Here is a 24,102-nt window from a genome sequence, read left to right as displayed (position 1 = left end):
TGCCGTGTGAATCCGCACCCTTTCGCTTTGACGCCGCAGCGTGCGGCCTCTATTTAAAGGGCTCATGACAACCCCCGAAAACGCTCCCGCCTGGCCGGACCACAAACCGACCGCGCTCCTTGTGCTCGCCGATGGTACCGTGCTGGAAGGCTTCGGTCTCGGCGCGGAAGGCCACGCCGTCGGCGAGGTCTGCTTCAACACCGCGATGACCGGCTATGAGGAGATCCTCACCGATCCGTCCTATGCCGGCCAGATCATCACCTTCACCTTCCCGCATATCGGCAATGTCGGTACCAACGAGGAAGACATCGAGACGGTGAACATGGCCGCGACACCCGGCGCGCGCGGCGTGATCCTGCGCTCGGCGATCACGGACCCCTCGAATTACCGTGCCACCCGCCACCTCGACCAGTGGCTGAAGGCGCGCGGCATCATCGGCCTCTCCGGCATCGACACCCGCGCGCTGACCGCGCTGATCCGCTCCAGGGGCATGCCGAATGCGGTGATCGCGCATTCGAAGACCGGCGAATTCGACCTTCACGGACTGAAAGAGGAGGCCCGCGAATGGCCCGGCCTCGAGGGCATGGACCTGGTGCCGATGGTCACCTCCGGCCAGCGCTTCACCTGGGACGAGACGCCCTGGGCGTGGGGCAAGGGTTTCGGCCAGCAGACCGCGCCGGAATTCAACGTGGTCGCGATCGACTACGGCATCAAGCGCAACATCCTGCGCCTGCTCGCCGGAGTCGGCGCCAAGGTGACCGTGGTGCCGGCGACGACGGCAGCCGAGGACATCCTGGCGATGAAGCCGGACGGCGTGTTCCTGTCGAACGGCCCCGGCGATCCCGCCGCGACCGGCAAATATGCCGTGCCCGTGATCCAGAAGGTGATCGCCTCGGGGACGCCGACCTTCGGCATCTGCCTCGGCCACCAGATGCTCGGCCTCGCCGTCGGCGCCAGGACCATGAAGATGCATCAGGGCCATCACGGCGCCAATCATCCGGTCAAGGACGAGACCACCGGCAAGGTCGAGATCACCTCGATGAACCACGGCTTTGCAGTCGACCAGGCGACGCTGCCCGCCGGTGCGACCCAGACCCATATCTCGCTGTTCGACGGTTCCAATTGCGGTATCGCGCTCGAAGGCAAGCCGGTGTTCTCGGTGCAGTATCACCCCGAGGCCTCGCCCGGCCCGCGCGACTCGCACTATCTGTTCCAGCGCTTTGCCGATTTGATGCGGAAGAAGAAGCAAGCGGCGTAGACCGCGGCCACCAGCGCAGTCCTTCGTCGAATAAAGCATGCCCGGACCACCTGGTCCGGGCATGAGCTTTTGTCACGCCTTGCATGAGCGGTTGCTGCCGAGCTACTCGTCATATGATGACGATCATCAAGCAGCAGGATTGTCCGACATGACCGAGAGCGCTACCCCGAAGCCCACCTACGGCGTCTCGTCGATGGAGGTCATGGTGTCGATGCCCGGGCTCGATTTCGTGCGCGGCATCTTTGCCTGCACCCTGCCGGAGCCGCCGATCATGGAGAACGTCGAACCGTTCGACTGCACCGCCGAGACCGGTCATGTGGTAATCCACAGCATCCCGGGCCTGCGCCACTACAACCCGATCGGCTCGGTGCATGGCGGCTACGCCGCGATCCTGCTCGACTCCGCGATGGGGCTCGCGGTGCAGACCACGCTGCCGCAGGGCTTTGGCTACACCACGCTGGAGTTCAAGATCTCCTTCGTCCGCGGCATGAGCCAGGACACCGGCACGATCCGTACCGAGGGCAAGGTGCTCAATGCCGGCCGCCGGGTCGCCACCGCCGAAGCGCGGATCACCGACGGCAAGGGCAAGCTGATCGCACACGCCACCACGACCTGCCTGGTGTTCGAGCTGCCCAAAGCGAACTGAGTTTCCCAGGAACTTGCGGCGCTGACAGCGGGTTGCTCCGCGAATAGATTGCTCACGCGTGCTGAGCACTTACCGGAGGATCGCCATGTCCGCAGTCAAAGCCGGAGCCGAGCCGCTTGCGATGGTCTTTCAAGACGACGGGCTGGTGCCGAACAATCCGATGCCGTTCTTGGTCTACAGGGGCGCGGTCGATGCCGGTCGAGATCCCGAGGCTGCGATCGAGCAGCTGTTCGGCAGCCATGGCTGGGGCGCGATGTGGCGCAACGGCGTCTACGATTTCGCGCATTACCACGCCACCGTGCACGAGGTGCTCGGCGTCGCCCGCGGCCGTGCGCGCGTGCAGTTCGGCGGCGCCAATGGGCAAGCGCTCGAGATCGCAGCCGGCGACGTCGCGATCCTGCCGGCCGGCACCGGGCATCAGTGCCTGTCGGCGAGCGATGATTTTTCCGTGGTCGGCGCCTATCCGCCGGGCCCGCCGATGGATCTGCAACGGCCGACGCCGGAGAATCGCGCCAGGGCACTGAAGACAATCCCGCTGGTCGCGATTCCCGCGACTGATCCAGTCATGGGGAAGGATGGGCCGCTCGTGCGGCTGTGGAAGCGGTAATGCTCCGTCATTGCGAGCGAAGCGACGCAATCCACCTCTCAGCAATGGAGATCACCCGCAGGGTGGGCAAAGCGACGCGAGCCTACCTTCACGCGCACGGAGCAGGGATGGCGGGCACGGCGCCGACGCGCCGCCACCCACCCCCATGCAGCGACACAAGGGCTAAGCCGCGTTGCTGCCTTCCTGACGGCTGGCCTCGAACAGAAACCAGGTGCGCCGCTCGGTTTCGTCGATGAAGGTTTCGAGCAGGCCGGCCGTGCCGGAGTCCTCATGGTCATCGGCGAGCTTGTGTGCCTTGCGCATCGCGGCCGCCATATGCTTGTTGTCTTCCATCAGCTCGCGCAGCATTTCGCGCGGCGGGACATAGGCCTCGTCATTGTCCTTGATGGTCTGATGCTTGGCGATGTCGCCGATCGAGCGCAGCGTCGCGCCGCCGAGCTTGCGCACCCGTTCGGCGAGCTGGTCGGTGGTCGCGAAGATCGCGTCCGACTGCTCGTCGAGCAACAAATGGTAATCACGAAAATTCCGGCCGCTGACATGCCAGTGGAAGTTCTTGGTCTTCAGATACAGCGCGAAGGCGTCGGCCAGCAGCGTGTTGAGCGAGGCCGAAATCTTCTCCACCGCCGCCTGCGGCAGGTCGCTCGGCGTATCGAGATCGGGCGAAATCTTGTCAGTCTTGTGAGTGTCATTCTTGGCTTTGCTCACTTTGCACCTTCCTGTTAGGAACCCGTATTTCGGCGCATTGAACATCGGGCGCCTTACCGCTAACGCATCATCAGCTGCCCTGTTCCAAGATGCGGAACCTCGTTTTGCCGGATACCAAACGCGATGGATGAATGGATCGACTATTACGATTCCACACATACGATTTATGCCAGCCGACTGCACCGCGACCTGCATTTCCAGGTCATCGCAAACGACATCATCGGATACATCACCTCGCCCGACGCCGTGGTGCTGGACTATGCCTGCGGTGAGGCGCTGTCGGCGGTAAAGGTCGCCAATGCCTGCGCGCAGCTCTATCTGGCGGAGCCTGCGCCCGGCGTGCGCGGTCGGCTGGTCGCGCGCTTTGCGTCCGATACCAGGATCCGCGTCCGATCGCTCGATGAGCTGAAGAACATGCAGGCGGACTCGATCGACCTCGTGGTGATGAACTCGGTGGCGCAATACATGACGCCGCAGGAGCTCGATACCGCATTCGACGTTATCCATCGCCTGCTGAAACCCTCGGGGCGTTTCGTGCTCGGCGATATCCTGCGGCCCGAGGTCGGCATGGGCAGGGACGTCATCGCGCTGCTGCGCTTTGCAGCGACCCACGGCTTCCTGCGCGATGCGCTGGTCGGGCTGGCCTCGACCGCGCTGTCGGACTACCGACAGCTGCGCACCAGGATCGGGCTGCAGCGCTATCGCGAGGACGAGATGATCGCAAAGTTCGCCGCCGCGGGGTTCACGGCCACCCGCGCGCCGCGCAACATCGGGCACAATCCGTGGCGGATGACATTCGTGGCTCACCACTGATCAGAGGTTGTAGAGAATATTAGGGTTAACTAAAAGTAAACGTAGCGGCCGCTGAAATAATCAGCAATGATCCCCCCGGCCCGGTGGCGGAAGCTTCGACGCGGCAGTGGTGCAACACTGTTTATCCTGGTTCAAATCCAGGCCGGGCCTCCACGCTTCGCCCTGACGGGCTGCGCGTGGCGCAGCCACGCCGGACCGGCGGGGCAAAGCGTGTCCGGCGTAGCTTGAGCGAAAGCGTAGACGGACGGGACGGCGCCGGAGCATGGCCCCCGCGCGCTGCGAAAACATCGAAAACAACCCCATGCAAAGGAGCCGGCGGCGTGCCGGCATTCGACATTGCAGCTTGACATGTCGGGCAAATCAGCGGCATTATTCTATTATCCCGAAATTGTTCCGGTGCGCCTCACCCCTGCGATGGGACATCGCCGTGGCCGCATGCGATTGCCCTCCCGACCACCCCAACCGGCCTACGCCGAATGCGAATTTTTCCCCGAGAATCGCGGTTGATTGGGCGCTTTTGGGGGTTTCGCGGGTGCGGAAACTGGTCTAAAGACCACCCGCGCGCGAGGGATCGCGCTTCCGGCGCTGCAAGATGTAGCGCATGGCTCGAGGGACGCGCGGGAAGCGCGCCCTTTTTTTGTGCCCAAATTCCAGTCCGCGAGAGCTGATGCCCAAAAGAACCGACATCTCCACCATCCTGATCATCGGCGCCGGCCCCATCGTGATCGGCCAGGCCTGCGAGTTCGACTATTCCGGCACGCAGGCGGTGAAGGCTCTCAAGGAGGAGGGTTACCGCGTCGTCCTCGTCAATTCCAATCCGGCCACCATCATGACCGATCCGGAACTGGCGGACGCGACCTATATCGAACCGATCACGCCCGAGATCGTCGGCAAGATCATCGAGAAGGAACGCCACGTCATTCCGGGCGGCTTCGCGCTGCTGCCGACCATGGGCGGCCAGACCGCGCTGAACTGCGCGCTGTCGTTGCGCCGCCAGGGCACGCTCGACAAGTTCGACGTCGAGATGATCGGCGCCACCGCTGATGCGATCGACAAGGCCGAGGACCGCCAGCTGTTCCGCGAGGCGATGACCAAGATCGGGCTCGAGACGCCGAAATCGCGGCTCGCCAACGCTTCGGCGCTGAAGAAGACCTACCGCGACAAATACCTCGCCGAGCGGGAGAAACTGTCCGGCGCGGCGCTCGAAGAGCTCGAGCGGCAGTGGACCCTCGGCGAGAACGACCGCCGCAAGCGCTATCAGGAGCACGCGTTCGGCGAGGCGCTGATGGCGCTGTCCGAGATCGGCCTGCCTGCGATCATCCGGCCGTCCTTCACCATGGGCGGCACCGGCGGCGGCATTGCCTACAACAAGGAAGAGTTCCTCGACATCATCGAGCGCGGGCTCGATGCGTCGCCGACCAACGAGGTGCTGATCGAAGAGAGCGTGCTCGGCTGGAAAGAGTACGAGATGGAGGTGGTGCGCGACAAGAAGGACAATTGCATCATCATCTGCTCGATCGAGAACCTCGATCCGATGGGCGTGCATACCGGCGATTCCATCACCATCGCGCCGGCGCTGACCTTGACCGACAAGGAATACCAGGTGATGCGTGACGCCTCGCTGGCGGTGCTGCGCGAGATCGGGGTCGAGACCGGCGGCTCCAACGTGCAGTTCGGCATCAATCCGGCCGACGGCCGCATGGTCGTGATCGAGATGAATCCGCGCGTGTCGCGTTCGTCGGCGCTGGCGTCGAAAGCCACCGGCTTCCCGATCGCCAAGGTCGCTGCCAAGCTCGCGGTCGGCTACACGCTGGATGAGATCGCCAACGACATCACCGGCGGCGCCACACCCGCCTCGTTCGAGCCGACCATCGACTACGTCGTCACCAAGATTCCCCGCTTTGCGTTCGAGAAATTCCCCGGTGCCTCCTCCACGCTGACCACGTCGATGAAGTCGGTCGGCGAAGTGATGGCGATCGGCCGCACCTTCCAGGAGAGCCTGCAGAAGGCGCTGCGCGGGCTCGAGACCGGCCTGACCGGGCTCGACGAAATCGAGATCGAGGGGCTCGGCCGCGGCGACGACAAGAACGCGATCCGCGCCGCGCTCGGCACGCCGACGCCGAACCGCATCCTGCAGGTCGCGCAGGCGATGCGGCTCGGCTGGAGCGACGAGGAGATCTTCAACTCCTGCAAGATCGATCCCTGGTTCCTCGCGGAGATGCGCGCCATCGTCGAGATGGAGGACAAGGTCCGCAATAACGGCCTGCCGCCGAACGCGTTCGGCATGCGGACGTTGAAGGCGATGGGCTTCTCCGATGCCCGCCTCGCCGTGCTCACCGAAACCACCGAGGCCGACGTCACCGCCAAGCGCCACGCGCTCGGCGTGCGCCCGGTGTTCAAACGCATCGACACCTGCGCGGCCGAGTTCGCCTCGCCCACCGCCTACATGTATTCGACCTATGAGCGGCCGTTCGCCGGCGAGCTTGCCGACGAGAGCGCACCGTCGGACCGCAAGAAGGTGATCATCCTCGGCGGCGGGCCGAACCGCATCGGCCAGGGCATCGAGTTCGACTATTGCTGCTGCCATGCCTGCTTCGCGCTCGAGGACGCAGGTTACGAGACCATCATGGTCAACTGCAATCCGGAGACGGTGTCGACCGACTACGACACCGCGAACCGTCTGTACTTCGAGCCGCTCACCGCAGAGGACGTGCTCGAGATCGTCGCGACCGAGCGCACCAACGGCACGCTGCACGGCGTGATCGTGCAGTTCGGCGGCCAGACCCCGCTGAAGCTTGCCCGCGCGCTCGAAGCCGCCGAAGTGCCGATCCTCGGCACCTCGCCCGACGCGATCGACCTCGCCGAGGACCGTGACCGCTTCAAGCGCGTGCTCGACAAGCTGCGCCTCAAGCAGCCGAAGAACGGCATCGCCTATTCGGTCGAGCAGGCCCGCCTGGTCGCCGCCGATCTCGATTTGCCGCTGGTGGTGCGTCCGTCCTACGTGCTCGGCGGCCGTGCGATGCAGATCATCCGCGAGGAGACCCAGCTCAACGACTACCTGTTGGGAACGCTTCCTGAGCTCGTGCCCGCCGATGTCAAGGCGCGCTACCCGAACGACAAGACCGGGCAGATCAACACCGTGCTCGGCAAGAACCCGCTGCTGTTCGACCGCTATCTGTCTGACGCCACCGAGGTCGACGTCGACTGCCTGTCCGACGGCAAGGATACCTTCGTCGTCGGCATCATGGAGCACATCGAGGAAGCCGGCATCCACTCCGGCGATTCCGCGTGCTCGCTGCCGCCGCACTCGCTCGACGCCAGCACCATCGAGGAGCTGGAGCGGCAGACCCGCGAGCTCGCGCTCGGCCTCGACGTGGTCGGCCTGATGAACGTGCAATACGCCATCAAGGACGGCGAGATCTACGTGCTCGAGGTCAACCCGCGCGCGTCCCGCACCGTGCCGTTCGTCGCCAAGGTGATCGGCACGCCGGTCGCCAAGATCGCGGCGCGGATCATGGCCGGCGAGAAGCTCGCCGACTTCAAGCTGAAGAAGAAGAAGCTCGGCCATGTCGGCGTCAAGGAATCGGTATTCCCGTTCGCGCGCTTCCCCGGTGTCGACACCGTGCTCGGACCGGAGATGCGCTCGACCGGCGAAGTGATGGGCCTCGACCGCTCCTTCGAGGTCGCATTCGCCAAGAGCCAGCTCGGCGGCGGCACGCGTGTGCCGCGGCAGGGCACCGTGTTCGTCTCGGTGCGCGGCGACGACAAGATGCGCATCGCGGACGCGGTGCGGCTGTTGCACTCACTCGGCTTCAAGGTGATGGCGACCTCGGGCACGCAGCGCTATCTCAGCGACAACGGCGTGCCGACGGAAAAGGTCAACAAGGTGCTCGAAGGCCGTCCGCACATCGTCGACGCCATCACCAATGGCGACGTCCAGCTGGTCTTCAATACCACCGAAGGTCCGCAGGCGCTGGCCGACAGCCGTTCGCTGCGGCGGGCTGCCCTCTTGCATAAAGTGCCATATTACACCACTCTTTCAGGCGCGGTGGCGGCCGCACGGGGGATCCGGGCCTATCGGGACGGGGACCTTGAGGTCCGCACGCTTCAGAGTTACTTTTCCGAAAGCTGACCGCTGCCCGGGCCAAATGCCCGAAGCGGTCAATTAGCCGAATGGCTGGAACTCACCGCGCGATTGGATGTTGTCACGGCCCTTAGCGGGGCCGAAAATCACTGGGCTTCCGGGCGCGCTTGCGCCCTGATTCCTGCGTTAGCTGAACTGGATATTCCTGCACAGCCGCCGGGCGCGCAGGATGAAGGACGAAGATGATGGATAAGGTTCCGATGACCGCGGGCGGATACGCCGCGCTGACGGACGAGTTGAAGCGGCGCCAGTCGGAGGATCGTCCGCGCATCATCGAACACATTGCGGAAGCGCGCTCGCACGGCGATCTCTCGGAGAACGCCGAGTATCACGCTGCCAAGGAAGAGCAGTCGCACAACGAGGGCCGCATCGCGGAGCTCGAGGACAAGCTGGCGCGCGCCGACATCATCGACATTTCGAAACTGTCCGGCGACACCATCAAGTTCGGCGCGACCGTGACGCTGATCGACGAGGACACCGAGAAGAAGGCGGTGTGGCAGATCGTCGGCGAGGTCGAGGCCGATGCCAAGAAGGGCCGCATCTCGATCACCTCGCCGCTCGCGCGCGCGCTGATCGGCAAGAAGAAGGGCACCACCGTCGAAGTGATGGCGCCCGGCGGCGCCAAGGCCTACGAGATCACCAAGGTCGAGTGGCGCTAGTTACCTCGATGTGACTGGTGCAAAAAAGCCGCGCATCGCACGCGGCTTTTTTTGTGCCCGCGTTTTACCCCCGGTCTGACAGCAATGTGAGTGGAGGGCCGCGGCGCGCCATACTAGGGAGGCCACGACATGTTTATGCAATATAATCATGTCGGGGGACTGCGGCTCGGCTGACGATTGCATCGCAGCGCGTCCCCGCGTCACTGGTGTGTTCTCTCGCAACTGCAATCGCGCGAGGAATGATTCCAGGTGCAAGGTGTTGACATCACACTCCGGTGGCGGACACCGTGTGGTTCTGCATCGTGCAATGTTCCAGCGTGTCAAACAGGGGGTAAATGACAATGGACCAGACACTATCCAAGCTTCAGCCGCTGGCGCTCAGCCTGTTTCGCTTCATCACGGGGCTGCTGCTGTTTCAGTTCGGCGTCGCCAAGCTTTTCAAATTCCCACCCGGGACGATGTTCGAGAAAGTCGAACTGTTCTCATTGATCGGCGCGGCCGGCACGCTCGAACTGATCCTGGGCGGATTGCTGATGATCGGCCTCTTTTCGCGGATCGTGGCCTTCGTCCTGGCAGGCGAAATGGCCTTCGCCTACTTCATGGGCCATTTCCCCAAGGGCTTCTATCCGCTGCTCAACAACGGCAGCCTTGCAATCGCATTCTGCTTTGCCTGCCTATATCTCGCGACCTCGGGCCCGGGCCCGATCAGCGTCGACGCCGCGATAGGCAAGAGGTAACGGACCAAGAACTAGCCGGCATCGTCATTGCGAGCCAACGGGTCGCCCGAATGCGCGCCCGATGACAGGCTCCGCGAAGCAATCCATCTGTCCGCACATGCGGCGTGATGGATTGCTTCCGCCTTCGCCAAGGCTATGGCGGACAAGTCGTCGCTTCGCTCCTCGCAATGACGGTGGATGTGATCGAGCGCGTCAGCCCGCAACCTTCACGCCCAGCGGCACCGCGGCCTCATATTTCGAATTGTGCAGCACCAGCGACGTCCTGACGTTGCGCACGTGCGGCGCGGCGGTCAGGTGGGTGACGAAATCCTGGAACGTCGCCATGTCGGGGGCGACGCATTTGAGGATGAAATCGACTTCGCCCGACAGCATCCAGCATTCCCGTACCAGCGGTTCGCCGCGCACGAAATTCTCGAAGGCGCGGAGATCGGCATCGGCCTGGCTCGACAGGTGCACCGAGGCGAACACCGTGACGTCGTAGCCGAGGCGGCGCGGATCGAGCAGGCCACGGTATCCCTGGATGTAGCCTTCCTCTTCTAGCGCCCGGACCCTGCGCAGACAGGGCGGCGGCGAGATCCCGACCCGTTTGGCGAGTTCCACATTGGTGATTCGGCCATCGGCCTGGATCTCGGCGAGGATTTTGAGGTCGATCTCGTCAAGGTTCTTCGACACGCGACTGCAGTTCCTTAGAAGTTTGAAAGTCTTGGCTGGTCTGCCGGCAACTCTCATAGCGCAGCCGACCGGCATTGCGCAATTTTATTGCGCGTGCAGCGCACGATTTCGCGAATGTGACTTCAGTTCCGGGGAAAATTCGCTGCCATGGATTGCAATTCTTGCATAGCTACCCAGATATCCTAGACTTGGATTTGACACTTTTGGCGCCGCCGTGACCTGCTTCCGGGGCGCTTCCCGCACAAGTCCTTGATCAAAATCCCCAAAAGAGAGGGATCTCAAAATGCCCGCGCCTCCCCATGCCAAGGTCGTCATCATCGGGTCCGGCCCCGCCGGTTACACCGCAGCGATCTACGCAGCGCGCGCGATGCTCGAACCGATCCTGATCCAGGGCATCCAGCCGGGCGGGCAGCTCACCATCACCACCGACGTCGAGAACTATCCGGGCTTCGCCGACGTGATCCAGGGCCCCTGGCTGATGGAGCAGATGGAGAAGCAGGCGGCCCATGTCGGCACCAAGATCGTCACCGATCTCGTCACCAAGCTGGAGCTCGGACAACGGCCGTTCCGCCTGACCTGCGATTCCGGCGACGTCTATCTCGCCGAGACCGTCATCCTCGCCACAGGCGCCCAGGCGCGCTGGCTCGGTCTGCCCTCGGAAGAGAAATTCCAGGGCGGCGGCGTCTCGGCCTGCGCGACCTGTGACGGCTTCTTCTACCGCGGCAAGGAAGTCGTGGTGGTCGGCGGCGGCAACACCGCGGTCGAGGAAGCGCTGTACCTCACCAATCATGCCTCCCAGGTCACCATCGTGCATCGCCGCGATCACTTCCGCGCCGAGCGCATCCTGCAGGAGCGGCTGTTCAAGCATCCCAAGATCAAGGTGGTGTGGGATTCCGCGATCGACGAGATCTGCGGATCGCAGAACCCGAACAAGGTCACCCATGTGCGGCTCAAGAACGTCAAGACCGGCGCGCTGACCGACCTCAAGACCGACGGCGTCTTCATCGCGATCGGCCATGCGCCGGCGACCGAACTCGTCAAAGGCCAGATCAAGCTGAAACCGTCGGGCTATGTCGAGGTGGCGCCGAACTCCACGGCGACCTCTGTGCCCGGCCTGTTCGCCGCGGGCGACGTGGCGGACGAGACCTTCCGGCAGGCGGTCACCGCCGCCGGCCTCGGCTGCATGGCCGCGCTCGAAGCCGAACGCTTCCTGGCTCTCCGCGCGAGCGATCGCGCAGCGGCGGAATAATCATGGCACGATCTCGCGACGGATTTACGGATATGGATTGGGACAAGCTGAAGGTCTTTCACGCGGCGGCGGAAGCTGGCAGCTTCACGCATGCCGGCGAGCAGCTTGGCCTGTCGCAATCGGCGGTCTCCCGCCAGGTCAGCGCGCTGGAGCAGGAACTCTCGGTCTCGCTGTTCCACCGCCATGCCCGCGGCCTGATCCTGACTGAACAGGGCGACCTCCTGTTCCGCACCGCGCATGACGTGTTCATGCAGCTGCAGGCGGCGCGCGCCAAGCTCACCGACAGCCGCGAGCGGCCGAGCGGCGACCTCAAGATCACGACCCCGCCGGCGCTCGGCATCAACTGGCTGATCCCGCGACTCGACGAGTTCACCGCGCTCTATCCGGACATCCGGATCTCGCTGATCGTCACCGACGAGGACCTCGACCTGTCGATGCGCGAGGCCGACGTCGCGATCCGCACCCGCAAGCCGACCCAGCCGGACCTGATCCAGCGCAAGCTGTTCTCGATCGGCTTCCATGCCTATTGCTCGCCGGAATACATCAAGCGCTTCGGCACGCCGCGCACGCTGGATGATCTCGACTCGCACCGCATCATCATGCTCGGCGACTCGCAGGTGCCGCCGCATCTGCAGAACCGCAGCTGGCTGATCGACGCCGGCCGCAACGGCTCCGGTCCGCGCGAGCCCTACTTCAAGGTCAACAACATCCTGGGGTTGGTGCGCGCCTGCCAGCAGGGCCTCGGCATCGCCGCGCTGCCGGATTATCTGGTCGAACAGAACAATCTCGTGCAGCTGTTCGGCGAGTCCGACTCGATCGCGCTCGACACCTACTTCGTCTATCCGGAAGAGCTGAAGACAGTGGCCCGGGTGCAGGTGTTCCGCGACTTCGTGGTGAGCAAGGCGCAGCGCTGGCCGTCCTGATTAAGCCTGCCTTATGGGCGGGGTTATGGGGCTTCCGCGCTGGGGCAACAGGCCCCTGACTCTCCGCATGACTGACATGCGAGCTGGAGTGTTGCTGCAAGGCGTCGATGGGGATCATAGTGGTGACACGCTGAGCGGTCGCGTCGCGCATATGTCCCCCTCCTCCAGTGGCGCGGAAGTTCAGTAATCCCTCTTGGAAGGTGATTGTGTCGGCCTCACGTGGCCAATACCTTAAGCCGGGCTCGCTTGAGCCCGGCTTTTTTTCGTCGCCAACGTGCCGCACGTCACGGTCAGCACGTGCATTGACAACAACCTCGCAGCGCAGCATCATTATCGCATGATCACGACTTCGTGCGCCGCTCTCTCGTCGAAAAAAGCTCCCCTTCCGGGGACACGAGATCGCGCGCGATAAGATCACCTTCGCATTCAACGATCCCGAAACCCCGCCGCTAGGACGGGGTTTTTTGTTGGTCCCGTCTCCGGCTTGTCCCCTGAGGAGATGGAACATGACTGAGCTGCACCAGCAATTGCAGGGCCTCTGGCTTCCTTTGATCACGCCGTTCCGCGACGGCGAACTCGACGTCACCTCGCTGCGCCGCCTGGTGCGGCACTATGCCGGCGGCCCCGTCGACGGCTTCATTCTCGGTGCAACCTCCGGTGAAGGCATGGCGCTGAGCACCGATGAGCTGGAGGGGCTGGTCAGCGTCGTGCTCGACGAGCTCAGTGCCAGCTCCCGCCATCTGCCGGTCTGCCTCGGGCTGTCAGGCGCCTCGACCGCCAGGATGAAGGAAGCGCTGGATGATACCGCCGACTGGCCGATCAACGGCTATCTGATCGCGAGTCCGTATTACATCAGGCCCTCGCAGCGTGGGCTGGTGCAGCACTTCAACGCGCTTGCCGATCATGCGTCGTGGCCGATCGTGCTCTACAACATTCCCTATCGCACGGCGGTGAACCTCACCAATGAGACGCTGCTGGCGCTCGCGGAACATCCGAACATCGCCGGCATGAAGGATTGCTGCGCCGACCGCGCGCAGTCGATCGACTTTCTGAACCGGCGGCCGGCCGGCTTCCGCGTGCTGACCGGCGAGGACGCGCAGACCTTCGATGCGCTCTCCGACGGCGCCGACGGCGCGATCCTGCTGTCCGCACATCTGGAGACCGACACCTTCGCCTCGATCCGCACGCTGCTGCGGCAGGGCAAGCGCGACCTCGCGCTGACCGCCTGGCAGAGCGTCGTCGGCCTGACGAGGCTGCTGTTCGCGGAACCCAGCCCCGCGCCGGCCAAGCACTGGCTGTGGCGGCAGCGGCTGATCGACAGTCCCGAGGTACGGCTGCCGATGGTCGAGGTGAGCGAGGATCTCGCAACCTGGCTCGATGCCGAGATGGAGCGCCGCGCGCAGCTGTTGCTGCCGGCGTAACTTTTGCAATCTTCGTAGCCCGGATGGAGCGAAGCGCAATCCGGGGCCATCTCCACGTGATGCGACCGGCCCCGGATTTCGCTACGCTCCATCCGGGCTACCGATCGTGATAGCTCAATCCAGCTTCACCCGCGACACCCGCAGCGCGTTGCCGATCACACTGACCGAGGACAGCGCCATCGCGGCAGCGCCGACCATCGGCGACAGCAGGATGCCGAACAGCGGATACAGCACGCCGGCCGCGATCGGCACGCCGGCGGCATTGTAGGCGAACGCGAACGCCAGGTTCTGGCGAATGTTGCGCATGGTCGCGACCGACAAGCGCCGCGCGCGGACGAGGCCCATCAAGTCCCCGGTGAGCAGCGTGATGCCCGCGCTCTCGATGGCGACGTCGGTGCCGCCGCCCATCGCGATGCCGACATCGGCCGCAGCCAGCGCCGGCGCATCGTTGACGCCATCGCCGGCCATCGCGACGATGCGGCCCTCGCCGCGCAGCCGCTGCACGACCTCGCTCTTGCGCTCCGGCAGCACGCCGGCCTCGACCTCGTCGATACGAAGCGTCTTCGCCACCGCGCGCGCGGTGGTCTCATTGTCGCCGGTCAGCATCACGATGCGCAAGCCGTCGGCGCGTAGCGCTCGCAACGCATTGGCCGCCGACGGCTTGATCGGATCGGCGATCGCGATCACGCCGGCGACACGACCATCGACCGCGACATAGATCGCGGTCGCGCCATCGCGCCGCGCAGCCTCGGCGGTCTGGTCCAGCGTTGCCGTCGAGATCTTCAGTTCGGCCATCAGCACCGCGTTGCCGAGCGCAACCTGCTTGCCCTCGACCGTACCGGTCGTGCCCTTGCCGGAGGGCGAAGTAAAATTGGTGACGGCGGATGATGCGAGCTTGCGCTCCTTGGCTGCCGCGATGATCGCCTGCGCCAGCGGATGCTCGCTGCCCTGCTCGACACCGGCGGCGAGGCGCAGCAGATCGCCCTCGTCAAACCCTTCCGCCGCGATGATGCGCACCACCTTCGGCTTGCCTTCGGTCAGCGTGCCGGTCTTGTCGAGCACCAGCGTATCGATCGCCTCCATCCGCTCCAGCGCCTGCGCGTCGCGGATCAGGATGCCGGAATGCGCGCCGCGGCCGACACCGACCATGATCGACATCGGCGTCGCCAATCCGAGCGCGCAGGGACAGGCGATGATCAGCACCGTGACGGCTGCGACCAGCGCGAAGGTCAGGCGCGGCTCGGGACCGAACACCGTCCAGGCGATGAAGGCGAGCACGGCAGCGGCGATCACCGCCGGCACGAACCAGCCGGCGACGCGATCGGCAAGCCGCTGGATCGGCGCGCGCGAGCGCTGCGCCTTCGCCACCATGTCGACGATCCGCGACAGCATGGTGTCGCGGCCGACCTTCTCGGCCCGCATCACGAGGCCGCCACTCCGGTTGACGGTGCCGCCGATCACGTTCGCGCCTACCGACTTGGTGACCGGCATCGATTCACCCGTCACCATGGATTCGTCGATGACCGCGCTGCCCTCGATGACGACACCATCCACCGGCACTTTCTCGCCGGGGCGCACGCGCAGGCGGTCACCGACCTTGATCGCGTCGATGTCGATGTCCTCGTCGCCATGATCGGTGACGCGCCGCGCGGTCTTCGGCGCAAGGCCGAGCAGCGCGCGGATCGCGCCCGAGGTCTGCGCACGGGCGCGCAGCTCCAGCACCTGGCCGAGCAGCACCAGCACCGTGATCACGGCCGCCGCCTCGAAATACACCGCGACCGCGCCATGCATGTCGCGGAACGCGGGCGGGAAGAGCTGCGGCGCCAGCGTAGCGACGACGCTGTAGAGATAGGCGACGCCGGTGCCGATCGCGATCAGCGTGAACATGTTGAGATTGCGGGTGACCAGCGACTGCCAGCCGCGCACGAAGAACGGCGCGCCGGCCCACAGCACGACCGGCGTCGCCAGCACGAACGAGATCCAGTTCGACCAGCCCATCGGTACCAGGTGCATCAACCCGAGATGGCTGCCCATCTCGAGCACGAACACCGGCAGCGTGAGCGCGAGGCCGATCCAGAACCGCCGCGTCATATCGATCAGCTCAGGGTCGGGTCCGTCGTCGAGCGAGACCTGCTCGGGCTCCAGCGCCATGCCGCAGATCGGGCAGCTGCCGGGACCGACCTGACGTACCTCGGGGTGCATCGGGCAGGTGTAGATCGTGCCGGCAGGCGCCGGCGGCTCCGCCTCGCGGGGCTTGAGGTACTTCTCGGGATCTGCCTCGAAGCGCTCGCGGCAGCGGCCGCTGCAGAACAGATACTCCTCGCCCTTGTAGCTGAAGCGGTGCTTGGCAGTCGCCGGGTTGACCTTCATGCCGCAGACCGGATCGATCGCGAAGGCCGCCTCGGCGGGCGTGGTGCCGTGATCATGCTTGCCGCCGCAGCAGGAATGCGCGGCCGCGCCATGATGATGATCTCCGTGCGAATGGTCGTGCTGCGCCTGTGCCACGAAACCCTTTCCCGGCCGTATCCCGGCCTCTTGATCTTCATACCCTAGGGGGGTATATGAGACGGATGAGAGACGAGGTCAAGACATCCTGTTTAAAACGGCTCAAACGGATCGAGGGTCAGATCCGCGGGCTGGCCACCATGGTCGAGGAAGATCGTTACTGCATCGACGTGGTGACGCAGATCGCGGCGGCGCGCGCGGCGCTGCGCCGCGTCGAGGAGGAAGTCCTGCGCGATCATGTGGCACATTGCGTCGAGCATGCGATCTCGTCCGGCGACAAGGCCGACCAGCGGCGCAAGATCACCGAGCTGATGGACGTGATCGGGCGCGCGGATCGGTGAGGTGTCAGAGCTACCGCGTACTCGGTGTCGTCCCTGCGAAAGCAGGGACCCATACACAGGACGTTAGGATAGAGCGAGCTGGCGCCACAGCGTAGCGCAAGAACTGCGCCCTGTGGTTACGGGTCCCGGGTCGCGCTTCGCTTGCCCGGGACGACGTGGGAAAGAGCAGCGGCCTCAGGTTCAACGTCGTCCCGGCCTTCGCCGGGACGACGTTGAGGAGAGATCGTGTTTAGGTATTAAATCTGAAATGCATCACGTCGCCATCGGCGACGACGTAGTCCTTGCCTTCGAGCCGCAGCTTGCCGGCATCGCGTGCGCCGGCTTCGCCGTTGCCGGCGATATAATCCTCATACGCGATGGTCTCGGCGCGGATGAAACCCTTCTCGAAATCGGTATGGATCACGCCGGCGGCGGCAGGCGCCTTGGTGCCGCGGTCGATGGTCCAGGCACGCGCTTCCTTCGGGCCGACGGTGAAATAGGTGATGAGGTCGAGCAGCCGGTAGCCGGCGCGGATCAAGCGATCGAGCCCGGCTTCTTCGAGGCCCAGCGTCTCCAGGAAGTCGACACGCTCCTCGCGCGACAGCGTCGCGATCTCGGATTCGATCTTGGCGGAGATCACGACCGCGACCGCGCCCTCCTGCTTCGCACGCTCGAACACCGCCTTGGAGAAATTGTTGCCGTCCTTCGCCGAGCCTTCCTCGACGTTGCAGACGTAGAGCACGGGCTTCGAGGTCAAGAGGCCGAGCATGCGGAACGCGCGCTCCTCCTCCGGCTTGCGCTCCAGCCCGCGGGCCGGCTTGCCGTCGCGCAGCAGCACCAGCGCGCGGTTGACGAGCTCGAGCTGTTCCTTGGCATCCTTGTCGTTGCCCTTGGCCTTCTTGGTGAGGTTGTCGACGCGCTTCTCGAGGCTGTCGAGGTCCGACAGCATCAGCTCGGTCTCGATGGTCTCGATGTCGGCGAGCGGCGCGATCTTGCCTTCGACATGGGTGATGTCGGAATCCTCGAAGCAGCGCACCACATGGGCGATGGCGTCGACCTCGCGGATGTTGGCGAGGAACTGGTTGCCGAGACCTTCGCCCTGCGAGGCGCCGCGCACCAGGCCTGCGATATCGACAAAGGTCAGCCGGGTCGGGATGATCTGCGCGGATTTGGCGACTGCTGCGAGCTTGTCCAGCCGCGGATCGGGCACCGCCACCTCGCCGACATTCGGCTCGATGGTGCAGAACGGATAGTTGGCCGCTTGCGCCGCCGCCGTCTCGGTCAGCGCATTGAACAGCGTCGACTTGCCGACGTTAGGCAGCCCGACGATCCCGCATTTGAATCCCATGTCTTCCTCTATCCATCTTCATCACGACCGGCGTTGCGCCGGGCATAGAACAAGGGATCAGGCCGGCTTGTCGCCGCCATTCTCACCCTTGTCGAAAAATCCCTTGGCCTGCATCGTCAGATGCACCTTGTTGGCGAACGACGCGTCCTGCCCCGCTGCCAGCAGGCCAGCATTGTCGGCGACGGCCTGGCACAAGGCCTCCACCCACGCCCGGTCGCTCTTGGCGAAGTCCGACAGCACGTGGCTGTGCACGAGCTCCTTGACGCCGGGATGACCGATCCCGAGCCGCACCCGCCGATACTCGTTGCCGATATGCGCGGAGATCGAGCGCAGCCCGTTATGGCCGGCGATCCCGCCGCCGATCTTGACCCGCACCTTGGCCGGCGGCAGCTCGAGCTCATCCTGGAACACGGTGATGTCGGCGGGCGCGAGCTTGAAGAAGTTCGCCGCTTCCTGCACCGCGCGTCCGGACTCGTTCATAAAAGTGGTCGGCTTCAGCAGCACGACCTTCTCACGATCGACGACGCCCTCGGAGGTCTCGCCCTGAAAGCGACGGCGCCATGGTGCGAAACCATGACGCCGTGCAATCTCGTCAACCGCCAGGAAACCGATATTGTGCCGGTTGCTGGCGTATTTCGCGCCGGGATTACCGAGACCGACAAAAAGGCGCATGGCGCAGCATCCCGCGTCGGCGCGCCATCAGAGGATCGCGCGCCGACCTTATCGGTTACTTCTTCTTGTCGCCACCGCCGGCGGGAGCCTTGGCACCCGCGGCCGGAGCCGCAGCACCCGCAGCCGGAGCAGCAGCCGGAGCCGCAGCACCCGCGGCCGGAGCCGCAGCGCCACCAGCAGCCGCCGCAGCCGCGGCCTTCTGCTCTTCGGCATAGCCGGACGGCGGCACGATGGTGACCAGGGTTGCGTCCTCGCGGGTCAGCGACTTCACGCCCTTGGGCAGCTTGACGTCGGAGAGATGCAGCGAATAGCTGATCTCGAGGCTGCCGACGTCGGCTTCAATGTATTGCGGAATATTGTCGACCGCGCACTCAAGCTCGAGCGTGTGGGTGACGATGTTCACGGTGCCGCCGCGCTTGACGCCAGGCGAGGTTTCGCCGTTCACGATGTGCAGCGGCACGCTGACACGGATGGTGGCGCCTTCGCCGAGCCGCATGAAGTCGACGTGGATCGGGAAGTCCTTGACCGGATCGAGGTGGTAGTCGCGCGGAATCACGCGGTGCTTCTTGCCCTCGAGTTCGATGTCGAACAGCGTGGTGAGGAACCGGCCCGCCAGGATGCGCTGGCGCAGGTCACGATCGTCCACCGAGATGGTGACGGGGGGCTGGTTGTCTCCGTAGATCACTCCGGGAACTCTCCCGGCGCGACGCTCTGCCCGGGCGGCCCCCTTGCCGCTCTTCGGACGCGCGGTCGCCTTCAATTCCTTGACGGTCGCCATAGCGTTAAGTCCTTGTATTTGAAAAGTTAAAGGCCGCAGCGCGGCCCATGCTCAAGTCCACAGCAAGCCTCCAGGGGTGCGGGGGCCGCGGACGTGGCGGGCTTTTAGCCCCAAAGGGCCGAAATGACAAGGAAATGAAGGGATTTTTCTTGGGCGCCGCCCAAGCGACGCCGTTGTAGCCCGGGTGCAGCGACCGTCAACCGGCCGAACCGCCAAGCTTGGCTTCCAGCGCGGCGATTCTCACCTTCAGCGCCTCGTTCTCCTCGCGCGCCAGACGGGCCATGTCCTTGACCGCGTCGAACTCCTCGCGCTTGACCACGTCAAGGTCGCGCAGGATGCGTTCGGCCTGGTTGCGCATGACCGTGTCGACCTCGCGCTTGACACCCTGGGCGGCGCCGGCAGCGTCGTTCATCAGACGGCCGATCTCATCGAAAAACCGGTTGCTGGTCTGGGTCATCTGGCAAAACTCTCCGCATTCGCTGGATTGCGCTCAAGACAATGGCGATGTCAGCCATCGGGTTCAAGTGCGCTGCGAATGGCAGGCCTCCCGCAGCTTGCCTTGTCATGCTCCGGTTTCCTTGCAATCGTATGAACTCACAACAGAAATCGCACATCACAACGCGAGCAGAAACGTCATGATCGAGCATACCGTCGAGATCCCGACCAAGGACGGCAAGACCACCACCTTCATCACCCATCCCGAGCGCGGCGGCCCCTTCCCGGTCGTGATCTTCTACATGGACGCCCCTGCGATCCGCGAAGAGCTGCGCGACATGGCGCGCAGGCTCGCCACGTCGGGCTATTACGTGATGCTGCCGAACTTGTATTACCGCGCCGGCGTGATGGAGCTCGGCCCGATCAATCCCGATCCGGAATCGCCGGAGCGCAAGCGCATGTTCGAGCTGATGCACTCGCTGAACATTCCACTGGTCATGGAAGACACCAGGGGCTTGCTCGCCTACGCCGAGACGCAGAAGGCCGCCAACACCAACATCATCGGCACCGTCGGCTATTGCATGAGCGGTCGCTACGCGGTGAACGCGGCAACGCATTTCGGCGATCGCGTCAAGGCCGCCGCCTCGATCTACGGCACGCACTTGGCGACCGACCAGCCCGACAGCCCGCACCTCGCCGCCAACAAGACCAAGGCCGAACTCTATTTCGCCTGCGCCGAGACCGATATCTACGCGCCACAGGAGATCATCGAGCAGGTGAAGGCGGGCATGAAGGGATCCAACAACGAAGTCGAGATCTATCCCGGCACGCATCACGGCTTTGCGTTCCCCAAGCGCCCGGTCTATGACCGCGACGCCGCCGAACGCCATTGGGAGCGGCTGCTCGCGCTCTACCGGCGCAACCTGGTCTGAGGCCGCAAGCACCGGGATGGCCGACGGCGCGCGAATTCGAGATTATCGAAGCTCTGATGCTGACGAGGTGAACCGGCTCGCGGTTGCTGCCTTCGACCAATTCCGCGACGCTTTCGACGACTGGCCGGCGATGCGCGCCGGCCTCTCGCGAACCTCCGAGTTGAGTTCCGGCGGCGAGATCATCGTCGCCGATCTCGGCACCCGGCTTGCCGGCGCGGTCGGCTATTTCGGGCCCGGCGTCAAAAAGGCCGCATTCTTCGATCAGTCATGGCCGATCATTCGCATGCTGGTCGTCGACCCCGTCGACAGGAGCAAGGGACTCGGGCATGCGTTGACGTCGGAATGCTTCGCCAGAGCGCGGCGCGACCGCTGCCGGACCATTGCGCTTCACACGAGCCCCATCATGACGGTCGCCTTGCCGATGTATCTCAAGATGGGCTTCAGCAAGGTCCATGACGCCCCGCCCATTCATGGCGTGCCCTACGCCGTCTACACGAAAGTGCTCTGATCCCGATGCCGTTCCTGCTGGTCGACTTTCCGGTGTTCGACCCCGTCGCGCTCGCGCTCGGGCCGATCGTGATCCGCTGGTATGCGCTGGCCTATATCGTCGGCATCGTGCTGGGCTGGGTCTACGCCCGCTCGCTGATCAAGAAGGAACGGCTGTGGGGCGGCGAGGTGCCGATCACGCTGCCGCAGCTCGACGATTTCATCCTCTGGGTCACCATCGGCATCATCGTCGGCGGCCGCACCGGCTATGTACTGTTCTACAATCTGCCGTTCTTCATCGCGCACCCGTCCGAGATCCTCGAATTGTGGAAGGGCGGCATGTCGTTCCACGGCGGCTTCCTCGGCTGCGTCGCCGCGGTGATGCTGTTCGCCCGCCGCAACAACATTTCGATCCTGTCGCTCGGCGACATCACCACCGCGGTCGCGCCGATCGGCCTGTTCCTCGGCCGCATCGCCAATTTCATCAACAGCGAATTGTGGGGCCGGCACGCAGAGGCGAGCCTGCCCTGGGCCATGATCTTCCCCAATGGCGGGCCGCTGCCGCGCCATCCGAGCCAGCTCTATGAGGCCGGGCTCGAGGGCATCGTGCTGTTCACGGCGCTGGCGATCATGATCCGGATGGGCGCGCTGAAGCGGCCCGGCCTGATCCTCGGCAGCTTCATTGCGATCTACGGCATTGCCCGGATCATCGGCGAGCACTTCAGGGAGCCCGACCCGCAACTCGGATTCCTGTGGGGCGGGTTAACCATGGGAATGCTGCTGTCGGTGCCAATGATTATTGTCGGCGCTATCATCATCACGGCCGCCCTCCGCCGCAAGGCGAACGGGCCGGCGCCGAGTTCAACGTAAGACAAGTGCAATCCAAGGAAGGCCGTGAGCGAACCCTCCCCGCTGCTGGATGAGATCAGGAAGCTGATCAAGCTGTCCGGGCCGATGCCGGTCTGGCGCTACATGGAATTGTGCCTGATGCATCCGCGCTACGGCTACTATCTGTCGCGCGATCCGCTCGGCCGCGAGGGCGATTTCACCACGGCCCCCGAGGTCAGCCAGATGTTCGGCGAACTGCTCGGGCTGTGGAGCGCCTCGATCTGGCGCGCGATCGGCTCGCCGGAGACGCTGCGCCTGATCGAGCTCGGGCCCGGCCGCGGCACCATGATGTCGGACGCGCTGCGGGCGCTGCGCGTGCTGCCGCCGCTCTACCAGTCGCTCAGCATCCACCTCGTCGAGGTCAATCCGGTGCTGCGCGAGAAGCAGCACGCGACGCTGACCGGCGTGCGCAACATCACCTGGCACGACAGCATCGACGATGTGCCCGAGGGGCCGGCGGTGATCCTCGCCAACGAATATTTCGACGTGCTGCCGATCCATCAGATGGTCCGCCGCGAGACCGGCTGGCACGAGCGCACGGTCGGGATGGACGCCAATGGCAACCTGTATTTCGCGCCCGCGCCCGAGCCGACGCCGCACTTCGAGGTGCTGCTGCCGCCGCTGGTGCGCGCCGCCCCGTTAGGTGCGGTGTTCGAATGGCGGCCCGACAGCGAGATCATGAAGCTCGCTACGCGGGTGCGCGACCAGGACGGAGCCGCGCTGATCATCGATTACGGCCATCTGCGCAGCGACGCCGGCGACACCTTTCAGGCGATCGCGCGCCACAGCTTCGCCGACCCGCTGAAGAACCCGGGGCAGGCCGACGTGACCGCGCATGTCGACTTCCAGGCGCTGGCGCGGGCCGCCGAGGATGTCGGCGCGCGCGTCCACGGGCCGGCGACGCAGGGCGACTTCCTCAAGCGCCTCGGCGTCGAGGCCCGCGCCGCCGGGCTGATGGCGAAGGCCTCGCCCGAGGTCTCCGCCGACATCGCCGGCGCACTGAAGCGGCTGACCGATTCCGGACGCGGCGGGATGGGCTCGATGTTCAAGGTCATGGCCATCTCCGACCCGCACCTCACCTCGATCGCCGGCCTCAGCGATCAGCCTGACGAGACCGAACAATGACACTGGGATCTCCGCTGCTGTCGGCCATTCCTGGCCTGCGCCACGCCTTCTTCTCGCGCGAGGGCGGCGTCTCCGAGGGCATCTATGCCGGCCTCAATGGCGGGCTCGGCTCGCGCGACGATCCGGCCAAGGTCGCGGAGAACCGGCGGCGGATGGCCGAGCAGCTCGGCGTGCCGTTCGATCATCTGATCAGCGTGCATCAGGTGCACTCGCCCGACGTTGTCGTCGTGGATCGCCCGTGGAACGGCGCGCCGCGCCCCAAGGCGGACGCGCTCGTCACCCGTACCGAGGGGCTCGCGATATCGGTCACAACAGCCGACTGCGGCCCGATCCTGTTCGTCGACCCCAATGCGCGGGTAATCGGCGCGGCGCATGCCGGCTGGAAGGGCGCGCTGACCGGCGTGCTGGAGACGACCATCGATGCGATGGAGAAGCTCGGCGCCGAGCGCGGCAGCATCGTCGCCGCGATCGGCCCGCTGATCCGCAAGCAATCCTACGAGGTCGGCGGCGAATTCGTCACGCGCTTCATCGAGGCCGATGCCGAGAACGGCATGTTCTTCATGCCCAGCGAGCGCGACGGCCACGCGATGTTCGATCTCGCCGGCTTCATCCGGATGCGGCTGGAGAACGCCGGCGTGCTGATGATCGACGACCTCGGCATCGACACCTATTCCGACGAGCGCTGCTTCAGCTACCGCCGCTCCGTGCACCGCAAGGAAGCCGATTACGGCCGGCACGTTCACGCCATCGTGCTGGAAGGCTGACGCCGAACTCTCCTC

Annotated in this window: 23 protein-coding genes and 1 tRNA gene; 17 read left to right on the top strand and 7 right to left on the bottom strand. The window is 64.8% G+C overall.

Going from position 1 to position 24,102, the window contains the following annotated elements:
• Nucleotides 1-64: 64 nt before the first annotated feature.
• The 3 genes from carA to JQ507_05045 all read left to right on the top strand — a co-directional run bounded on the left by carA (nt 65) and on the right by JQ507_05045 (nt 2,511).
• The gene (gene carA, locus JQ507_05055; GenBank protein QRI70892.1) at nt 65-1,258 is read left to right on the top strand and encodes a glutamine-hydrolyzing carbamoyl-phosphate synthase small subunit; all 1,194 of its coding nucleotides are present in this window, start codon (nt 65-67) and stop codon (nt 1,256-1,258) included.
• A gap of 148 nt (nt 1,259-1,406) precedes the next feature.
• The gene (locus tag JQ507_05050; GenBank protein ID QRI70891.1) at nt 1,407-1,904 is read left to right on the top strand and encodes a PaaI family thioesterase; all 498 of its coding nucleotides are present in this window, start codon (nt 1,407-1,409) and stop codon (nt 1,902-1,904) included.
• A gap of 85 nt (nt 1,905-1,989) precedes the next feature.
• Nucleotides 1,990-2,511 (top strand): cupin domain-containing protein, encoded by a 522-nt coding sequence (locus JQ507_05045; protein QRI70890.1) that lies wholly within the window; start codon nt 1,990-1,992, stop codon nt 2,509-2,511.
• A gap of 162 nt (nt 2,512-2,673) precedes the next feature.
• Here JQ507_05045 and JQ507_05040 read toward each other — a convergent pair whose 3' ends face one another.
• Entirely contained in the window at nt 2,674-3,216 is a 543-nt protein-coding gene (locus JQ507_05040) for a DNA starvation/stationary phase protection protein (GenBank protein QRI70889.1), read from the bottom strand.
• Between the two features lie 123 nt (nt 3,217-3,339).
• Here JQ507_05040 and JQ507_05035 point away from each other — a divergent pair, with 123 nt between their 5' ends.
• The 5 genes from JQ507_05035 (at nt 3,340) to JQ507_05015 (ending at nt 9,569) form a co-directional block, all read left to right on the top strand.
• The gene (locus JQ507_05035; protein ID QRI70888.1) at nt 3,340-4,029 is read left to right on the top strand and encodes a methyltransferase domain-containing protein; all 690 of its coding nucleotides are present in this window, start codon (nt 3,340-3,342) and stop codon (nt 4,027-4,029) included.
• Between the two features lie 77 nt (nt 4,030-4,106).
• A tRNA-OTHER gene (locus JQ507_05030) sits at nt 4,107-4,182 on the top strand.
• Nucleotides 4,183-4,696: 514 nt separating this feature from the next.
• Nucleotides 4,697-8,161, top strand: coding sequence for a carbamoyl-phosphate synthase large subunit (gene carB, locus JQ507_05025; GenBank protein QRI70887.1), 3,465 nt, complete (start codon nt 4,697-4,699; stop codon nt 8,159-8,161).
• A 197-nt stretch (nt 8,162-8,358) separates the two neighbouring features.
• Nucleotides 8,359-8,832, top strand: a complete 474-nt coding sequence (greA, locus tag JQ507_05020; GenBank protein QRI73186.1) for a transcription elongation factor GreA — start codon at nt 8,359-8,361, stop codon at nt 8,830-8,832.
• 341 nt (nt 8,833-9,173) lie between these two features.
• Entirely contained in the window at nt 9,174-9,569 is a 396-nt protein-coding gene (locus tag JQ507_05015) for a DoxX family protein (protein QRI70886.1), read from the top strand.
• Between the two features lie 192 nt (nt 9,570-9,761).
• Here the strand turns inward: JQ507_05015 and JQ507_05010 are convergent, their stop codons facing one another.
• Nucleotides 9,762-10,241, bottom strand: coding sequence for an Lrp/AsnC family transcriptional regulator (locus JQ507_05010; protein QRI70885.1), 480 nt, complete (start codon nt 10,239-10,241; stop codon nt 9,762-9,764).
• Between the two features lie 283 nt (nt 10,242-10,524).
• Between JQ507_05010 and trxB the strand changes: the two genes are divergently transcribed.
• The 3 genes from trxB to JQ507_04995 all read left to right on the top strand — a co-directional run bounded on the left by trxB (nt 10,525) and on the right by JQ507_04995 (nt 13,834).
• Nucleotides 10,525-11,490, top strand: a complete 966-nt coding sequence (gene trxB, locus JQ507_05005) for a thioredoxin-disulfide reductase (GenBank protein ID QRI70884.1) — start codon at nt 10,525-10,527, stop codon at nt 11,488-11,490.
• Between the two features lie 2 nt (nt 11,491-11,492).
• On the top strand, nt 11,493-12,413 hold the full coding sequence (locus tag JQ507_05000; GenBank protein ID QRI70883.1) for a LysR family transcriptional regulator: 921 nt from the start codon (nt 11,493-11,495) through the stop codon (nt 12,411-12,413).
• Between the two features lie 506 nt (nt 12,414-12,919).
• A complete protein-coding gene (locus JQ507_04995) occupies nt 12,920-13,834 on the top strand; it encodes a 4-hydroxy-tetrahydrodipicolinate synthase (GenBank protein QRI70882.1) in 915 nt (304 codons plus the stop codon).
• 114 nt (nt 13,835-13,948) lie between these two features.
• Here JQ507_04995 and JQ507_04990 read toward each other — a convergent pair whose 3' ends face one another.
• Entirely contained in the window at nt 13,949-16,339 is a 2,391-nt protein-coding gene (locus tag JQ507_04990; protein QRI70881.1) for a heavy metal translocating P-type ATPase, read from the bottom strand.
• 65 nt (nt 16,340-16,404) lie between these two features.
• Between JQ507_04990 and JQ507_04985 the strand changes: the two genes are divergently transcribed.
• Nucleotides 16,405-16,680, top strand: coding sequence for a metal-sensitive transcriptional regulator (locus JQ507_04985; protein QRI73185.1), 276 nt, complete (start codon nt 16,405-16,407; stop codon nt 16,678-16,680).
• A gap of 229 nt (nt 16,681-16,909) precedes the next feature.
• Here JQ507_04985 and ychF read toward each other — a convergent pair whose 3' ends face one another.
• The 4 genes from ychF to JQ507_04965 form a co-directional block, all read right to left on the bottom strand.
• A complete protein-coding gene (gene ychF, locus JQ507_04980) occupies nt 16,910-18,007 on the bottom strand; it encodes a redox-regulated ATPase YchF (protein QRI70880.1) in 1,098 nt (365 codons plus the stop codon).
• Between the two features lie 57 nt (nt 18,008-18,064).
• Entirely contained in the window at nt 18,065-18,679 is a 615-nt protein-coding gene (locus JQ507_04975; GenBank protein ID QRI70879.1) for an aminoacyl-tRNA hydrolase, read from the bottom strand.
• Between the two features lie 55 nt (nt 18,680-18,734).
• On the bottom strand, nt 18,735-19,457 hold the full coding sequence (locus JQ507_04970) for a 50S ribosomal protein L25/general stress protein Ctc (protein ID QRI70878.1): 723 nt from the start codon (nt 19,455-19,457) through the stop codon (nt 18,735-18,737).
• Nucleotides 19,458-19,653: 196 nt separating this feature from the next.
• Nucleotides 19,654-19,914, bottom strand: a complete 261-nt coding sequence (locus JQ507_04965; protein QRI70877.1) for an accessory factor UbiK family protein — start codon at nt 19,912-19,914, stop codon at nt 19,654-19,656.
• Nucleotides 19,915-20,092: 178 nt separating this feature from the next.
• Here JQ507_04965 and JQ507_04960 point away from each other — a divergent pair, with 178 nt between their 5' ends.
• The 5 genes from JQ507_04960 to pgeF all read left to right on the top strand — a co-directional run bounded on the left by JQ507_04960 (nt 20,093) and on the right by pgeF (nt 24,087).
• Nucleotides 20,093-20,824, top strand: coding sequence for a dienelactone hydrolase family protein (locus tag JQ507_04960; protein QRI70876.1), 732 nt, complete (start codon nt 20,093-20,095; stop codon nt 20,822-20,824).
• A gap of 16 nt (nt 20,825-20,840) precedes the next feature.
• On the top strand, nt 20,841-21,332 hold the full coding sequence (locus JQ507_04955; protein ID QRI70875.1) for a GNAT family N-acetyltransferase: 492 nt from the start codon (nt 20,841-20,843) through the stop codon (nt 21,330-21,332).
• 5 nt (nt 21,333-21,337) lie between these two features.
• Nucleotides 21,338-22,180: a prolipoprotein diacylglyceryl transferase gene (locus JQ507_04950; protein QRI70874.1), complete on the top strand. Its 843-nt coding sequence runs from the start codon at nt 21,338-21,340 to the stop codon at nt 22,178-22,180.
• Nucleotides 22,181-22,264: 84 nt separating this feature from the next.
• Nucleotides 22,265-23,323 carry an SAM-dependent methyltransferase gene (locus tag JQ507_04945; GenBank protein ID QRI73184.1) on the top strand — a complete coding sequence of 353 codons (1,059 nt, stop codon included), beginning with the start codon at nt 22,265-22,267 and terminating at the stop codon, nt 23,321-23,323.
• Complete coding sequence (pgeF, locus tag JQ507_04940; GenBank protein QRI70873.1) at nt 23,320-24,087, top strand: peptidoglycan editing factor PgeF; 768 nt, start codon at nt 23,320-23,322, stop codon at nt 24,085-24,087. The genes JQ507_04945 and pgeF overlap by 4 nt, the downstream gene beginning before the upstream one ends.
• Nucleotides 24,088-24,102 lie beyond the last annotated feature (15 nt).

This window comes from Bradyrhizobium sp. PSBB068 (assembly GCA_016839165.1).
Taxonomy (GTDB): domain Bacteria; phylum Pseudomonadota; class Alphaproteobacteria; order Rhizobiales; family Xanthobacteraceae; genus Bradyrhizobium.
This window is presented reverse-complemented; position numbering and strand designations above follow the sequence as displayed.

Bases quoted from the DNA above. Each gene is read 5' to 3' on its own strand.
- carB (QRI70887.1), top strand. From the start codon at position 4,697: ATGCCCAAAAGAACCGACATCTCCACCATCCTGATCATCGGCGCCGGC.
- JQ507_05035 (QRI70888.1), top strand. From the start codon at position 3,340: ATGGATGAATGGATCGACTATTACGATTCCACACATACGATTTATGCC.
- JQ507_04975 (QRI70879.1), bottom strand. From the start codon at position 18,679: ATGCGCCTTTTTGTCGGTCTCGGTAATCCCGGCGCGAAATACGCCAGC.
- JQ507_05045 (QRI70890.1), top strand. From the start codon at position 1,990: ATGTCCGCAGTCAAAGCCGGAGCCGAGCCGCTTGCGATGGTCTTTCAA.
- JQ507_04950 (QRI70874.1), top strand. From the start codon at position 21,338: ATGCCGTTCCTGCTGGTCGACTTTCCGGTGTTCGACCCCGTCGCGCTC.
- JQ507_04945 (QRI73184.1), top strand. From the start codon at position 22,265: ATGCCGGTCTGGCGCTACATGGAATTGTGCCTGATGCATCCGCGCTAC.
- JQ507_05000 (QRI70883.1), top strand. From the start codon at position 11,493: ATGGCACGATCTCGCGACGGATTTACGGATATGGATTGGGACAAGCTG.
- JQ507_05050 (QRI70891.1), top strand. From the start codon at position 1,407: ATGACCGAGAGCGCTACCCCGAAGCCCACCTACGGCGTCTCGTCGATG.
- greA (QRI73186.1), top strand. From the start codon at position 8,359: ATGGATAAGGTTCCGATGACCGCGGGCGGATACGCCGCGCTGACGGAC.
- trxB (QRI70884.1), top strand. From the start codon at position 10,525: ATGCCCGCGCCTCCCCATGCCAAGGTCGTCATCATCGGGTCCGGCCCC.
- ychF (QRI70880.1), bottom strand. From the start codon at position 18,007: ATGGGATTCAAATGCGGGATCGTCGGGCTGCCTAACGTCGGCAAGTCG.
- JQ507_04970 (QRI70878.1), bottom strand. From the start codon at position 19,457: ATGGCGACCGTCAAGGAATTGAAGGCGACCGCGCGTCCGAAGAGCGGC.
- carA (QRI70892.1), top strand. From the start codon at position 65: ATGACAACCCCCGAAAACGCTCCCGCCTGGCCGGACCACAAACCGACC.
- JQ507_04995 (QRI70882.1), top strand. From the start codon at position 12,920: ATGACTGAGCTGCACCAGCAATTGCAGGGCCTCTGGCTTCCTTTGATC.
- JQ507_04955 (QRI70875.1), top strand. From the start codon at position 20,841: ATGGCCGACGGCGCGCGAATTCGAGATTATCGAAGCTCTGATGCTGAC.
- JQ507_05015 (QRI70886.1), top strand. From the start codon at position 9,174: ATGGACCAGACACTATCCAAGCTTCAGCCGCTGGCGCTCAGCCTGTTT.
- pgeF (QRI70873.1), top strand. From the start codon at position 23,320: ATGACACTGGGATCTCCGCTGCTGTCGGCCATTCCTGGCCTGCGCCAC.
- JQ507_04985 (QRI73185.1), top strand. From the start codon at position 16,405: ATGAGAGACGAGGTCAAGACATCCTGTTTAAAACGGCTCAAACGGATC.
- JQ507_04960 (QRI70876.1), top strand. From the start codon at position 20,093: ATGATCGAGCATACCGTCGAGATCCCGACCAAGGACGGCAAGACCACC.
- JQ507_04965 (QRI70877.1), bottom strand. From the start codon at position 19,914: ATGACCCAGACCAGCAACCGGTTTTTCGATGAGATCGGCCGTCTGATG.